This is a genomic window from Dehalococcoidia bacterium (assembly GCA_035310145.1).
GTDB lineage: Bacteria > Chloroflexota > Dehalococcoidia > CAUJGQ01 > CAUJGQ01 > CALFMN01.
Map to the genome: position 1 here is coordinate 1 of DATGEL010000011.1, position 13,074 is coordinate 13,074.

General features: G+C 68.4%; 13 protein-coding genes. 5 read left to right on the forward strand and 8 right to left on the reverse strand.

The features are described 5' to 3' along the window. From VKV26_01915 to VKV26_01930, 4 genes are all read right to left on the reverse strand, one after another. On the reverse strand, nt 1-489 hold a 489-nt coding region (locus tag VKV26_01915; GenBank protein HLZ68642.1), incomplete at its 3' end, for a cob(I)yrinic acid a,c-diamide adenosyltransferase. Between the two features lie 3 nt (nt 490-492). Beyond that, on the reverse strand, nt 493-1,755 hold the full coding sequence (gene rho, locus VKV26_01920; protein HLZ68643.1) for a transcription termination factor Rho: 1,263 nt from the start codon (nt 1,753-1,755) through the stop codon (nt 493-495). 267 nt (nt 1,756-2,022) lie between these two features. Further along, on the reverse strand, nt 2,023-2,502 hold the full coding sequence (locus tag VKV26_01925; GenBank protein ID HLZ68644.1) for a DUF2269 family protein: 480 nt from the start codon (nt 2,500-2,502) through the stop codon (nt 2,023-2,025). 79 nt (nt 2,503-2,581) lie between these two features. Further along, nucleotides 2,582-4,276 (reverse strand): CTP synthase, encoded by a 1,695-nt coding sequence (locus VKV26_01930; GenBank protein HLZ68645.1) that lies wholly within the window; start codon nt 4,274-4,276, stop codon nt 2,582-2,584. Nucleotides 4,277-4,574: 298 nt separating this feature from the next. Between VKV26_01930 and VKV26_01935 the strand changes: the two genes are divergently transcribed. Beyond that, entirely contained in the window at nt 4,575-5,660 is a 1,086-nt protein-coding gene (locus VKV26_01935) for a phosphatase PAP2 family protein (GenBank protein ID HLZ68646.1), read from the forward strand. Nucleotides 5,661-5,992: 332 nt separating this feature from the next. On the opposite strand, the gene VKV26_01940 is transcribed toward VKV26_01935, so the two are convergent. Continuing rightward, nucleotides 5,993-6,472: a hypothetical protein gene (locus VKV26_01940; protein ID HLZ68647.1), complete on the reverse strand. Its 480-nt coding sequence runs from the start codon at nt 6,470-6,472 to the stop codon at nt 5,993-5,995. Nucleotides 6,473-6,882: 410 nt separating this feature from the next. Between VKV26_01940 and VKV26_01945 the strand changes: the two genes are divergently transcribed. Both VKV26_01945 and VKV26_01950 read left to right on the forward strand, forming a co-directional pair. Next, the gene (locus VKV26_01945) at nt 6,883-9,489 is read left to right on the forward strand and encodes a LuxR C-terminal-related transcriptional regulator (protein HLZ68648.1); all 2,607 of its coding nucleotides are present in this window, start codon (nt 6,883-6,885) and stop codon (nt 9,487-9,489) included. Nucleotides 9,490-9,678: 189 nt separating this feature from the next. Then, a complete protein-coding gene (locus VKV26_01950; protein HLZ68649.1) occupies nt 9,679-9,969 on the forward strand; it encodes a hypothetical protein in 291 nt (96 codons plus the stop codon). Nucleotides 9,970-9,993: 24 nt separating this feature from the next. Here the strand turns inward: VKV26_01950 and VKV26_01955 are convergent, their stop codons facing one another. Continuing rightward, nucleotides 9,994-10,362 carry a YkvA family protein gene (locus VKV26_01955; GenBank protein ID HLZ68650.1) on the reverse strand — a complete coding sequence of 123 codons (369 nt, stop codon included), beginning with the start codon at nt 10,360-10,362 and terminating at the stop codon, nt 9,994-9,996. 257 nt (nt 10,363-10,619) lie between these two features. On the opposite strand from VKV26_01955, the gene VKV26_01960 reads away from it, so the two are divergent. Further along, nucleotides 10,620-11,015, forward strand: coding sequence for a RidA family protein (locus tag VKV26_01960; protein ID HLZ68651.1), 396 nt, complete (start codon nt 10,620-10,622; stop codon nt 11,013-11,015). 77 nt (nt 11,016-11,092) lie between these two features. On the opposite strand, the gene VKV26_01965 is transcribed toward VKV26_01960, so the two are convergent. Beyond that, entirely contained in the window at nt 11,093-11,413 is a 321-nt protein-coding gene (locus VKV26_01965) for a hypothetical protein (GenBank protein HLZ68652.1), read from the reverse strand. Between VKV26_01965 and VKV26_01970 the strand changes: the two genes are divergently transcribed. Next, nucleotides 11,402-12,772: a 4-hydroxyphenylacetate 3-hydroxylase N-terminal domain-containing protein gene (locus tag VKV26_01970; GenBank protein HLZ68653.1), complete on the forward strand. Its 1,371-nt coding sequence runs from the start codon at nt 11,402-11,404 to the stop codon at nt 12,770-12,772. The genes VKV26_01965 and VKV26_01970 overlap by 12 nt on opposite strands. Nucleotides 12,773-12,923: 151 nt before the next feature. Here the strand turns inward: VKV26_01970 and VKV26_01975 are convergent, their stop codons facing one another. After that, nucleotides 12,924-13,055 carry a zinc-binding dehydrogenase gene (locus tag VKV26_01975; protein ID HLZ68654.1) on the reverse strand — a complete coding sequence of 44 codons (132 nt, stop codon included), beginning with the start codon at nt 13,053-13,055 and terminating at the stop codon, nt 12,924-12,926. Between the last annotated feature and the right edge of the window lie 19 nt (nt 13,056-13,074).

The window sequence follows — 13,074 nt, forward strand, 5'->3', positions numbered from 1 at the left end:
GGCCACGAACAGCCAGTCTGAGAGGCGGTTGAGATAGCGCAGCGCGGCGTCGTTGATCGCGATCGCATGCGCCAGGCTGACGGCGCGGCGCTCGGCGCGCCGGCAAACGGTGCGGGCCAGGTGCAGCGTGGCGCCCGCCGGCGAGCCGCCCGGCAGGATGAAATGACGCAGCGGCTCCAGCTCCGTCTCGAAGCGGTCGATCTCCGCTTCGAGCGCGGCGATCATCGGCTCGTCGATGCGCACCACCCAGCTGGCCTTCGCCTCAAGCGGCGTGGCCAGGTCGGCGCCGAGCGCGAACAGCTCGCCGGCGATGCGCCGCAGGCAGCCGTCCAACTCGGCGTCCGGCGGCGCGGCGCGCACCAGGCCGATCACGGCGTTCAACTCGTCCACACAGCCGTAGGCTTCGACGCGCGTATCATCCTTGGACACGCGCCCGCCGGCAAAGAGGCCGGTTTCCCCCTGGTCGCCCGTCTTGGTGTAAATCTTCACGCGCTACACGTTCTGCTGCAGCGTGGTGAGGAACTCCTCGTTGGTCTGCGTGCGCGAAAGGCGTTCGAGCAGCCGCTCCGTCGCTTCCGAAGGGTTGGGCGAATTGGCGCCGATCATCGCCGTCATGCGCCGCAGCAGGATCACCTGCTTCAGCGTCTGCTCGCCCAGCAGCAGCTCCTCGCGCCGTGTGCTGCTGCGCTGGATGTCGATCGAAGGAAAAATGCGCCGCTCGGCCAGCTTGCGGTCGAGGATCAGCTCCATGTTGCCGGTGCCTTTGAACTCCTCGTAGATCACGTCGTCCATGCGGCTGCCGGTGTCCACCAGGCAGGTGGAGATGATCGTGAGGCTGCCGCCCTCGTCCGTATTGCGGGCCGCGCCGAAAAAGCGTTTCGGCGGATAGATCGCGATCGGATCGATGCCGCCGGTGAGCGTGCGACCGCTGGGCGGCATGGCGAGGTTGTAGGCGCGGGTGAGGCGCGTGATGCTGTCCATCAGGATCACGACGTCTTTGCCGCTTTCAACCAGGCGTTTCGCCCGCTCAAGCGACATTTCGGCCACGCGAGTGTGGTCTTCCACCGGCTCGTCGAAGGTGGAGGCAATCACCTCGCCCTTCACCGAGCGCCGCATGTCGGTCACTTCTTCGGGCCGCTCGCCGATCAGCGCCACGATCAGGTGAATGTCGTCGTAATTGGCGGTGATGCCGTTGGCGATCGCCTTCAGCAGCATCGTTTTGCCCGCCTTGGGCGGCGAGACGATCATGCCGCGCTGCCCGCGGCCGATCGGCGCGATCAGGTTGATCAGCCGTGTGGAGAGGTTATTGGGCGCCGTTTCCAGGTTGATCATGCGGTCGGGGAAGACGGCGGTGAGCTGTTCAAAATGCGGCCGCTGCTTGGCGACCTCGGGGTCGAGGCCGTTGACGCTCTCGACGCGCAGCATGCCGTAGTACTTTTCGCTGTCCTTCGGCGGACGCACCAGGCCGGTGACGTAGTCGCCGGTGCGCAGGCCGAAGCGCCGAATCTGCGTTTGCGAGACGTAGACATCGTTGATGCCGGGCAGCAGCGATTCGCCGCGCAAAAAGCCGAAGCCATCGTCGACGATGTCCAGCACGCCGCCGCCGAAGATGTGGCCGAACTGCTCGGCCTGGCGTTGCAGCAGGCGCGAAACCAGCTCCTGCTTGTTGAGGGCTGCCCCGTTCTCGATGCCGAGATGGGCGGCCTGCTGGACCAGGTCGTCGCGCGACCTGAGTTCGAGTTCCGTAATGTTCACGTAGGGTCTCCGCTTGTCGGGTCTCCGGTTATCGTGCTCCGGGTGAATTGCAGGTGAGGAGGGATGGAAGGGAAGTGAGCCGGCCTGGCGCCGGTGAAACGCTGTGCAGTAATTCCCGGGGATGGGATTGTGAGGCGAGTTTCGGCTCTCACCCGGCCAACGCACGGGACGAGGCCGCTGCTTCACATATGGCACTGCAACGTTGCTGTGTCAAGCCTCCAGATCGAATCACCTTGCGTACTCGGCCGCTTGTCGCGCTGCCACCGCTCAGAACGGCTTGAAGACGGCGAGCCAGCCCATGACCGGCAGCATCAGGATGATGATCGTGCCGAAGACCAGCGGCACGTTGTCGGCCAGCGCGGACTCCAGCTCCGGCGTGACCGCACCGCCGCTCTTGTACGACTTCAACACCGCCAGCCGCACCCGCCGCAGGCCCAACCCCAGCAACGGCAGGCAGACAAAGGTGGTGAAGACGTAGACAATGCACAGCGCCAGCAGCCAGCCCTCTTTGACGAAGTTATGATGCGCGCTCGCCCCCCAAAACACGCCCGTGGCGCCGCTGAGCAGCGCCCCCGGCAGCAACAGCCGCGTCTCGTACTCCGCCGCGGCGCTGAAGGCGTACATTTGCTGGCGCCGATCTCGGCTGCGCCACGCACTGTATAGCGGCGCCATCACCGAGCCGATTCCCGTCATAAACAGGAACAACGCGGCGATGTGCAAAAACTTCCAGATGTTTTCGGCCGTCACCGCGGGTTGCGCATCACGACCGCTGCCGGCCGCAGAATCTCGTTATGAAGCAGGCGGGCCGACGCGATCGCCGGCATCACTAGCTCAGCGAAGCGACGGCGGGTTCGGGCGCCACGCCGCTCAGCACCTGAAGCGCCGGCTCCTGCGCTGCTCCGTGCGCGTGCTGTGCCGCCGAGGCGGCACGCGAGCAGGCCGCGCCCACGAAGTCGCGGAAGAGCGGGTGCGGCCGGTTGGGCCGCGAGCGCAGCTCCGGATGGAACTGTGAGCCGAGCATGAAGGGATGGTCGCGCAGCTCGCTGATCTCGACCAGCGAACCGTCGGGCGAGACGCCGCTGGCGATCAACCCTTCCTGTTCGAGGATGTGACGGTAGGCGTTGTTGAACTCGTAGCGGTGCCGGTGCCGCTCCACGACCACGTCTTCGCCGTAGGCCGCCTGCGCCTTCGTGCCCGGCTTGAGACGGCAGGGATAGCCGCCCAGCCGCATGGTGCCACCCTTCTCCGAGACACCGGTCTGCTCCGAGAGCAGGCTGATGATCGGGATGGCCGTGCCCGGCGCGAACTCGGTGGAGTTCACATCGTCCGTGCGGAAGATGTGCCGCGCGAACTCGATCACCATCACCTGCATGCCGAGGCAGAGGCCGAGATAAGGGATCTTGCGCTCGCGGGCGTAGCGCGCGGCCAGGATCTTGCCCTCGATGCCGCGCTCGCCGAAGCCGCCGGGCACGACGATACCGTCCACACCGGCCAGCAGATCCACGACGTTCTCCGCCGTGATCGACTCCGACTGGATCCAGCGCACGTTGACCTCGGCGCGGTGATGGGCGCCGGCGTGGATCAGCGACTCCTTGACCGACATGTAGGCGTCGCGCAGCTCCACGTACTTGCCGACGACCGCGACCTCGATGAGCTGCTCCGGGCAGGTAAGCCGCTCGACCATCGCCCGCCACTCGGCCATGTCGCGGCCCAGCGCCGGCAGTTGCAGCCGCTCGATCACGTAGTCGCCGAGGCCGGCGTCTTCGAGCATGATCGGCACGCGGTATATCGTGTCGGCCGTGACCATCGGCACGACGGCACGTTGCTCCACGTCGCAGAACAGCGCCACTTTCGCCGTCAGCTCCTCGGGCACCGGGTGGTCGCTGCGGCAGACGATCACGTCGGGTTGGATGCCCATGCTGCGCAGCTCGCGCACCGAATGTTGCGTCGGTTTCGTCTTCAGCTCGCCGGACGCGCCGACGAACGGGAGGAAGGAGACGTGGATCGAGAGCGTGTCTTCACGCGCCTCTTCATTGCGGATCTGGCGGATCGCTTCGAGGAAGGGCTGGCTCTCGATGTCGCCCACGGTGCCGCCGACCTCGACGATCACGACCTGCGTCTCGCCGGCCTGCGCCACGGCGCGGATACGCGCCTTGATCTCGTTGGTCAGGTGCGGCACGGCCTGGATCGTGCCGCCCAGATAGTCGCCGCGCCGTTCTTTGGAGATCACCGCCTGGTAGATCTGGCCGGTGGTGACGGAGCTGGCGCGGGTCAGGTCCTGGTCGATGAAGCGTTCGTAGTGGCCGAGGTCGAGATCCGTCTCGGCGCCGTCAACGGTGACGAAGACTTCGCCGTGCTGGTAGGGGGACATGGTGCCGGGATCGACGTTGAGGTAGGGATCGAGCTTCTGAATGGAGACGCAGACGCCGCGCGATTTCAGGATACGCCCGAGGGAGGCGGTGGTGATGCCTTTCCCTACGGAACTCACCACACCGCCGGTAACAAAGATATATTTCGGCATACCGCCTCGCCGTGAAGTCGCGCCGGACGGCGCATCGGAGGGGGGAGCACCTTTGACCAGATTCTAGGCGATCGCGCCGTCAGTTGTCAATGTAAAGTGGCGTCAATTGCCCAATTGCACGAGCAGCTTGACAGATCATCAGGTCGCTCAGCGCGCGGCGTGGGCAACGACCTCGTCCCCACCGGCGAGCTGGCTCTCAGCTTTGTCTCAGCTATGTCGAGTACGCTCCGCCAAGCGCCCATTGCCCACGGTGCGCGACCGCACACCGGCGCGCAACCACGTAGACGAGATACGCCTCATGCAGCGAACGCCGCAAGTCACCGGGGCGGCGGTGCCCCGCACCGTCCCACTCGCACCCGAACAGCCCGACAGCGCACCGCCGTCGCAGGGGCCGTCGCGCTTCCGTTGGCGGCAGTTGGCGGCCGGCCGGCGCGTACTGTTTGCCGTGCAGGCGCTCTACGTGCTGCTGTTCTGCGGCTGGCTGCTCTACCGGCACTCCTTCCCTGGTCCGGACGTGATCGCGATCTTCCTGCTGATCTTCGCCTTGATTGCGGCGCGCGGTCTGCGCTTTTTGCAGGACTGGACACCGTTTGTGCTGGTGCTGCTCGCCTACATCGGCCTCACGGGCGTGACGCAGGGGTTGATCGCCCGCGTGCACTACGGCTTCCCGATCATGGCCGACCGGGCGATGTTCGGCGGCCATGTGCCCACGGTCTGGCTGCAGGCGCACTTCTATCATCCGGGCCAGATGCAGTGGTACGACTATGCGGCGACGCTGCTCTATCCGCTGCACTTCGTCGTGCCGCTGATCGTGGCCTTCGTCTTCTGGTGGTGGCGGCCGCGCTATTACTGGCCGTTCGTCGTCTCCTACCTGCTGCTCTGCTACGCCGGCTTCCTCACCTACGTGCTCTATCCGATGGCGCCGCCGTGGCTCGCCGGCTACATGGCACGGATTCCGCCGGTGCACGTGATCGTGGCCGAGGTCAACTACGGCGGCGTCATCAACCCCGTGGAGCTGGGTCAGCGCCTGTTCAAGACCAACCCCGTGGCGGCCATGCCCAGCCTGCACGCCGGCTTTCCCGTGTTGGTCTGGCTGGTGCTGTGGCGCGTCTGGCCGCGCTGGGGCTGGGCGAGCGTGATCTATCCGCTGGCCATGTCGCTGGCCGTCGTCTATTTGGGTGAACACTACGTGATCGACGTGCTGGCCGGCTGGCTCTACGCCTTCGCCGCCTTCGCCGTCGTCTGGCGCAACGAGCGCGGCGAACCGGGCGAAGCCGCACGGCCCGCGCCGGACAGGAACCAGGCCGCGAAACTGAAGCAGCGGCCCTCCGGCGGCTTCGTCGCGCGGGGCGCCGCACGGGTAAGGAGTAGACCCGTCGCCTGAGGGCCAAATCCCAAGCGTCAACGCGGCGCGGCGGAGACACCGAGCGGCCGTGTGCAGTCTCCGCGCTGCCGGTGCGGTTTGCGAGAACGGCGCTCCGGCAGCGTTACCGTCTGCAGTCCCCGGTGCTTCCTCGCGTGGGGAACGCGGGGCCAGGAACACAGAGCCGGGGATTGCCATTCGGTCAATCCTCGGCTCTGTGGGTCTGTGCATATATGCATCGCAATGTAGAAACGGTTGAGCGCCTGGTTCACGATCACGCAGAATGCCGAGACGGGCTGCTCCTCACTGGCGGCAGCCCCCGCCGCTGCGCGTTCGGGGACCGCAGGCGGCGGCTAGCCCTGGCACTCCGCCGTCGCATTGCCGATCTGAGCAGTGATCGTGCCATCCGCGTTCACGGTGAGGTGGACGAGTTCTTGCACCAGGAAGTTCGGCGCGCCGCCCTGGCTGGCGAACTGCTCGTTGATAACCTCCGTGACCTCGCCGGTCGCGGTCGTTGGGTCGATGTCCACGTTCTCCGAGACGTTTTCCGTCGCAGTGATGGCGTACTGGTTCCCCAGATCGCCGGCTCCGCTCGCCTGAACGTTCACATGCTCGACGATGTGCGCAGTGTTACCGTTGATCGTCATGCTGATAAGGAGATGTTGCTGGCCGCTGTAGGTAACATTCTCGCCGTTGCAGGGATTCGTCACCGTTCCCGAGACCGGTGTGGTCGTGTTCGTGACCTGGTCTGCCCAGGCCGGTGCGTGCTGCACCAGGCCCAGCACGACCATCGCTGCACCAACCATCAGCACGGCAGAGAGACGCTTCATCATCTTCGATCTTCGCCTTTCCGTACGCCTTGCGGCGCGACCGATTGTGCCCGCAATGCCGCGACTTCGGCACGACGCGGGACGCACCGAACCGATTGCACTTCTCGGGCATTGCGACGTGGTTCGCTCGTGCTGCAGCACGAGCAGGGTCTGCGCGGGTCCCGCAACCGGTTCCGAGGAGGCGGCGCCACCCTCGTTCGGCGCTATGATCGTGCGCACGTGGTCCCGACGCGGACCATGCACACTCCCTTGACACTGGCCTTGACACTGGCCCTGCCGGTTGAATCGGACAGCGACACGGCGCACGGTGTACGCTGAACGCACACGGTTCGATCCGCCTTCGGGCCGGCGTCCCGATGGCGTAGCCGTGGTCCTCTGGCCAAATCCCGCGACACCAGGAGCGCCGACGCACGATGGCAGATGAGCAGGCGGCGTTCGGTGAACTTCTGCGCCGCTATCGGGAGCGCGCCTGCCTCACACAGGAGGCGCTGGCCGAGCGGGCGGAGCTCACCGCTTCCGCGATCATCGCTCTGGAACGGGGGCGCCGGCGCTATCCCTATCCGCACACCGTGCGCCGCCTGGGCGAGGCGCTGGCGCTGAGCGAGGCGGAACTCACCGCCTTCGGGATCGCCACGCGGCCGGCTCGCCCGGAGCAGCGGGGCGAGACCGTGGCGCCCGCCGCGGCCGTGCGGCCCTCCAACCTGCCGGCGATGAGAACCAGCCTGATTGGGCGTGAGCAGGAGATCGCCTCGCTCAGCCGGCTGGTCGTCGAGCATCCGGGGCGCCTGCTAACGCTGACGGGCATCGGCGGCGGTGGCAAGACGCGCCTGGCGCTCGCGATCGCCGCCGCAGTGGGCGACGCGTTCCCAGACGGCGTTTGGCTGGCCGAGCTTGCTTCCGTAGCGGAGCCGTCGCTGGTGCCGCAGGCGCTCGCCGTCGCGCTCGACGTGCCGGACGTTGCCGGCGTACCGCTGGCCGACACACTGGTGAAGGCGCTGCAAGACCGGTCGCTGCTGCTGGTGCTCGACAACTGCGAGCACCTGATCGACGCCTGTGCAGACCTGGCCGAGCGGCTGCTGGCCGCGTGCCCCGGCCTGCGCCTGCTCGCCACCAGCCGCGAGCCGCTGCAGGTGGCCGGCGAGCAGGTCGTGCGCGTGCCCCCGCTGGCGGCGCCGGACCATGACACGCCGGTTACGCCCGCCGTGCTGACGCAGTCTCCGGCGGTGCAGCTCTTCGTGGAGCGCGCCCAGACCGTCGAGGCGGGCTTTCGGCTCACGGCGGAGAACGCGGCGGTGGTGCAGATCTGTGCCACGCTGAATGGCATTCCGCTCGCGCTGGAGCTGGCCGCCGCCCGGGTGCGTGTCCTCTCGGCCGCGCAGATCGTGGAGCGGCTGGACGACAGCCTGCGGCTGCTGACCGGCAACAGCCGCGCGGCGCCGGGCCGGCAGCAAACGTTACGCGCGGCGCTGGACTGGAGCCACGCCCTGCTGCCGGCGGCAGAGCAGACGCTGTTCCGCCGGCTGGCCGTGTTCGCCGGCGGCCTTGACCTGGAGGCAGCCGAGGCGGTGGGCGGCGGGAGCGACCTGCCGGATGCGGACGTGCTGGATCTGCTTACCCAGTTAGTGGACAAGTCGCTGCTGCAGCTTGAGCCGGACTCGGCGCCGGCCCGTTACCGGCTGCTGGAGCCGGTGCGGCAGTATGCGCTACAGCGACTGGAGGCGAGCGGCGACGCCGAAGCGGCAGAAGCCTGCCACGCCGGCTTCTACCGCGCCCTCGCCGAACGCGGCGCGCCGGAGCTGCGCGGTGGCGATCAGGTGGCCTGGCTGGCGCGGCTCGACCGCGAGCGGGACAATCTGCGGGCGGCGTTGCGCTGGCTGACGGCACACCACGATGCGGTCTCCGGCCTACGGCTGGCAGGCGCGCTCGTGCGCTTTTGGGAGGGCCGCGGCTACGTGAGCGAAGGTCGGCAGTGGCTGGAAACGGTGCTCTCGGTTCCGGCGGTGGGTGCCGCGCCGGCAACGTTGCGCGCGGGCGCCCTGCTCGGCGCCGGTGCGCTGGCGGAGTGGCAGGGGGATCTGGATGCGGCCGAGCCGTTGTTCGAGCAGTCGCTCGCGCTCGCCCGTGCGACGCGCGATCCAGGCGCCATCGCCTGGGCAAGGGCCTGGCTGGGTGTAGTGTACGGCAGCCGGGCTGACTTCCCCCGCGCCGTATCACACCTGGAAGAGAGCCTCCGGCGGTTCATGGCGCTGCGCGATCGGGCGGGCACGGCCTTCGCACTCGTGACCCTCGGCACGGGCCTCGCGCTCAAGGGCGATGCTGCGGAGTCCCGCCTGCTGCTGCGGGAGAGCCTCGAGCTGTTTCACGCACTCGGCGATACCCGCTACGTGGCGATCGCCAACACGATGCTCGGCTATGCGGAGATGCTGCTCGGCGACACCGCACACGCGGCGGCCCTGGTTGCGGAAGGGCTGGGAGGACTCTCTGCCGTCGGCGATCGACTGTGTCTCGTCTACGGTCTGCTGGACATGGCCGCGATCGAGTATCGGCGCAAGCGGCACTCGGGCACGGCGAGGTTGATCGGCGCGGCGGAAGTGCTGCGCGAGCCGCTTGGCCGGCAGCTCGCAGCCGACTCGGTGGTCCAATACGACCGGCTCATCGCAGCGCTGCACCGCCATCACAGCGACGCCGAGTTTGACGCAGCCTGGGCCGCTGGGCGCGCCCTGACGCCGGCGCAGGCCGTGGCAGAGGCGCTGGCCGGCGCGCAGTCTGCCGCGCCGATGCCGGCGCCAGCCGCGGCGCCGCCGGGCGATCGGGCGCGCGAGCCGCTCACGCCGCGGGAACAGCGGGACGCGCGGCTGCTGGCACAGGGGCGCAGCGACCGCCAGATCGCGGCCGCACTGGCGATCAGCCCGCGCACCGTCGGCGTCCACGTGCAGCACGTGCTCGCCAAGCTGGGCCTGCGCTCGCGCTGGCAGATCGCTGCAGCGCCGGGCGCGACCGAGGCACCGGACGGCGCCTGAGCCGCGGCCCGCGATCCCTGGTGCCGCACTCACGGGTCGATCACCATACGTACTCTACGCAGCTACTCCACCCGGCAGCCGCGATCGCCGGCTGGCGCCTACGTAGCCTGCCGATGACGAGCGCCGGCCGATGGCGTACCGTGACTCCACCCCGGCTTCGCGCAGCCGAAAGCGGGCGGCGACGAGCCGATGTATGCGACGATCCAGCGACTTGTAGGCCGGCAGGGAGCCGCGACGGAGGCCCTGCGCACGGTCAGTCAGCTTGCAGCGGCGTTGAGCCGGCTCCCTGGCTTCGTGTCGTTTGCCCTGATGGAGGCGGACGGCGGCATCGACATCGCGGTTATGATCTTCGAAACCGCCGGGGAGCTGGCGGAGGCCACTCGCTTCGCGGCAGGCTGGGCGGAGGACCACCTGCCCGGCTGGCTGTTCGCAGCGGACCAGGCCACCAGCGGCGAGATCGTCGTGCAACGCGGCATTTGACGCCGGCGTCTGCGGCCATCACCGCTACCGCCGATGCAGCATCCAGGCGATCAGCAGCGCGAAGGTGAAGACGAGCACCCCGCCCAGGAGCCAGGGCAGCCGGCGTCCCCAGGGACCGAGGGGCGTCTGCTCCAGCCGCGAAATCTCTTCCAGCGCGACCGCCGGCGGGCAGACGCGCAGGAACCACCAGACGGCGATGCCGGCCACCAGCAGATCGTCGAGCTGGCCGATGACCGGGATGAAGTCGGGAATGAGGTCGAGCGGCATGGCCAGATAGACGATCAACGCGGCCAGCGGCAGGCGCGCCCGCCAGGGCACCCGCGGGCTGCGGGCGAGCCGCCAGGCGAGATGGAAGCGGTGCGCCGTGGGCAGCCGCAGCGCACGCTTCACCACCTGGCGCGCCGTCGGCAGCCGTTCAGAAGGATCCGGAGCCGCTGCACCCTGCACGCACACAGTATCGCGCATCGCCGCCGGCGGCCGGCGACCCGCGATGGCGCGTTCGTGGCCAGCGGGGCCACCCCGGAACACCATCGGCGGCATCCTCAGACCGGCCGCCGGCGTGGCGAAGCAGCCCGCAATTGAGGGGTAGCAGAGTCTCATGCGTTCGCATATGCTGCACTGCACCGCGGCAGACGGCAGGAGGAACGCAGATGGATCGGCAGATCGTCAACCCCTGGACCTGGCAGGATACCTTCGGCTTCGTGCAGGCGAATCTGCTGCAGGGCGTCCAGCGCACGCTGGTCTGCGCCGGGCAGACCGCGGCGGACGCCGATGGCAACCTGCTCTACCCGGACGACATGGGCAAACAGATCACGCAGGCGTTCGACAACCTCGAAACCGTGCTGAAGCAAGCGGGCTTCGGCCTGGCCGAGGTCGTGCGGCTCAACTACTACACCACCGACGTCGACGGCTTTATCGCCGCGGCCGGCGTGTTCGGCCCCCGGCTGGCGGCGGCGGGCTGCCGGCCGGCGAGCACGCTGCTCGGCGTCTCGCGCCTCGCCTTCCCCGGCCAGGTCGTGGAGCTCGAAGCCACCGCCGTCGCCTGAGCAGCCGGTTCGACCAGGCCTCGCCTGGGTGGCACCGGCGGCCGGACCATCTCGATCTGGAGAGCAGACGCGGCGCGCTACGAATCTTCTGCGCGGTGCTGACGTCCGGAGAGCACGGCGGCCGCGCCAAGGCAGAGCAGATCGAGTCCGGCTTCAAACGCCGCCTCGCTGTGCCGCCCCGGACCGCCCAGATAGCCGCGCGAGGCGCTGAGATAGGGAAACTCGGCCAGGCGCGCCTCGGCCTCCGCCGTGCCGAACGCCTCGCGCACCGGCCCGCGAATCTCCGTGATCACGAAGCCGGTCACGTAGCTGGTCAGCGCGGAGAGCACGCAGCCGGCCTGCGCGACGAGCGCGAGATCTGGCTGAACGGCGAGCGGGTACAGGACGTGACGGCGCATCCGGCGCTGGCGGACGCGGCCCACTGCCTGGCGGCGCTCTACGACCTGCAGCACGAGCAGCCCGAGCGCTGCCTCATGCCCAACCCCGCCAGCGGCGAGCCGATGAACGTCTCGCTGATCATCCCCCGCTCCTACGACGACCTGATGCGCCGCCACGCCGGCATCGAGGCGATCGCCGAACGCACGCTCGGCGTGATGGGCCGCAGTCCAGACTACGTCAACGTCACGCTCGCCGGCTTCGCCGGCTGCCGCGACGCCTGGGCGATCAACGGCAACGACGAAGGCGCCGCCAACCTCGTCGCCTTCTACCAGGAGGTGGCCGCGCGCGACCTCTGCCTCACCCACGCCCTGATCAACCAGCCGATCGACAAGGCGGTGCCGGAGCACACGACCGGCGGCGGTGAGTTCGTGCTGCACAAGGTCGCGGAGACGGCGAACGGCATCGTCGTGCGCGGCGCGCGCTCACTGGCGACGCTGGCGCCGTTCTCCGACGAGATGGTCGTCTATCCCGGTCAGCCGATCGACAAGGACGCCCGTCCCTACGCCCTCACCTTCTCCGTGCCGATGAACACGCCGGGCATGAAGATCTTCTGCCGCGACAGCTACTCGCTGCCTGGCAGCCGCTTCGACCACCCCTTCTCCAGCCGCTTCGACGAGCAGGACGCGATCGTCGTCTTCGACGACGTGGAGGTGCCGCGGCATCGCGTCTTCATCGACGGCGACACCGAGATCTACAAGACGGTGATGCGCACCACCTGGCAGGCGAACCTGCTGCAGCAGACGACGCTGCGGGCGCAGGTGAAGCTGGACTTCGCCTATCAGCTCGTGTCGCGCATGGTCGAGGTGCTCAACGCCGCTACGCCGCAGAACAACGAGCTGCTGGGCGAGCTGCTCAGCTACGACCTGCTCACCCGCGCTGCCCTGCGCGCCGCCGAGGCCGATGCGCACGAGTGGGGCAACGGCGTCTGGTTCTGCGACGACGGCCCCTTCCGCGCGATCCAGCCCACCATGCCGCGCTGGATTCCGCGGGTGAACGAGATCATCAAGCTGCTGGGAGCGCACAGCCTGCTCGCCACGCCGACGGCGTCGGAGCGGGCGAATCCGGCGCTGCGCCCATTCATCGACAAGTGCTATTCCGGCGCCAACGGCGTGCAGGCGGAAGAACGTATCGGCCTCTTCCGCGCGGCCTGGGACTTGGTGGGCACGGCGCTGGGCGGCCGCAACGAGCTGTACGAGCGCTTCTACCTCGCCTCGTCCTCGCGCAACTTCCAGCGCGCCCACCTCGCCGAGCAGAACCGGCGCAATGGGCAACACCCGCTGCTCGACCGCGTGCTGGCCCGCGAGGAACCAGCCTCCTGAAACCGCAAACCGCGCCCCGGCGTGGAACTCGGAGTGCATGCGTGAATGCGGCCCGGCCAGCACGACACTCCATCGCACGGGATACTGATAGCGGCCATGCTCGCGCCGCCGCACGATCTTGCCGGAGCCGACAGCAAGACGGCGGACTTTCTCAGGGAATCAGCAGCAGCTTGCCCGTGCTTTGGCGGTCGGCCAGGCAGCGGTGCGCCTCGGCCGCCTCGGCCAAAGGCCAGGTGCGGTCGATGCGCAGCTTCAGCTCGCCCGCCGCCAGCCAACGGAACAGGTCGCCGCTGCGCTTGAGC

What these genes read in the sequence shown, in the direction of transcription:
- VKV26_01930 (HLZ68645.1), bottom strand. Translation starts at nt 4,276, where the DNA reads ATGCCGAAATATATCTTTGTTACCGGCGGTGTGGTGAGTTCCGTAGGG.
- VKV26_01935 (HLZ68646.1), top strand. Translation starts at nt 4,575, where the DNA reads ATGCAGCGAACGCCGCAAGTCACCGGGGCGGCGGTGCCCCGCACCGTC.
- VKV26_01940 (HLZ68647.1), bottom strand. Translation starts at nt 6,472, where the DNA reads ATGATGAAGCGTCTCTCTGCCGTGCTGATGGTTGGTGCAGCGATGGTC.
- VKV26_01945 (HLZ68648.1), top strand. Translation starts at nt 6,883, where the DNA reads ATGGCAGATGAGCAGGCGGCGTTCGGTGAACTTCTGCGCCGCTATCGG.
- VKV26_01950 (HLZ68649.1), top strand. Translation starts at nt 9,679, where the DNA reads ATGTATGCGACGATCCAGCGACTTGTAGGCCGGCAGGGAGCCGCGACG.
- VKV26_01960 (HLZ68651.1), top strand. Translation starts at nt 10,620, where the DNA reads ATGGATCGGCAGATCGTCAACCCCTGGACCTGGCAGGATACCTTCGGC.
- VKV26_01965 (HLZ68652.1), bottom strand. Translation starts at nt 11,413, where the DNA reads ATGCGCCGTCACGTCCTGTACCCGCTCGCCGTTCAGCCAGATCTCGCG.